This is a genomic window from Dolichospermum circinale AWQC131C, assembly GCF_000426905.1.
Classification (GTDB): domain Bacteria; phylum Cyanobacteriota; class Cyanobacteriia; order Cyanobacteriales; family Nostocaceae; genus Dolichospermum; species Dolichospermum circinale.
In genome coordinates, this window is sequence record NZ_KE384588.1 from 1 (window position 1) to 303 (window position 303).

At 37.3% G+C, this 303-nt stretch carries 1 pseudogene; it reads left to right on the forward strand.

Annotation, left to right across the window (positions count from 1 at the left end):
• A pseudogene (locus ACIR131C_RS21565) lies at positions 1-180 on the forward strand (RNA-guided endonuclease IscB); the annotation flags it as partial.
• Positions 181-303 lie beyond the last annotated feature (123 nt).

The window sequence follows — 303 nt, forward strand, 5'->3', positions numbered from 1 at the left end:
GGCGATATTGCTAAAGCGGTTGTCACCACTGGTAAAAAGATTGGTACTTATGTAGGAAAAGTTGCTATTCGTTCAACTGGTAGTTTCAATATTTCTACTAAAAATGGATTGATTCAAGGAATATCACATAAGTTTTGTAAACGCATTCACGCAAAGGATGGTTATTCGTATGCAGTATAAAAGATTTGTTAATTACTCAACTGTCCTTCTCGCTATTTGTGCTAACGCACAAAATTACTCAAGGGACGTTTCACAATTAACCCTCCATTCCTCCCATCACCAAACTGAGTACAGTTTTGGTGG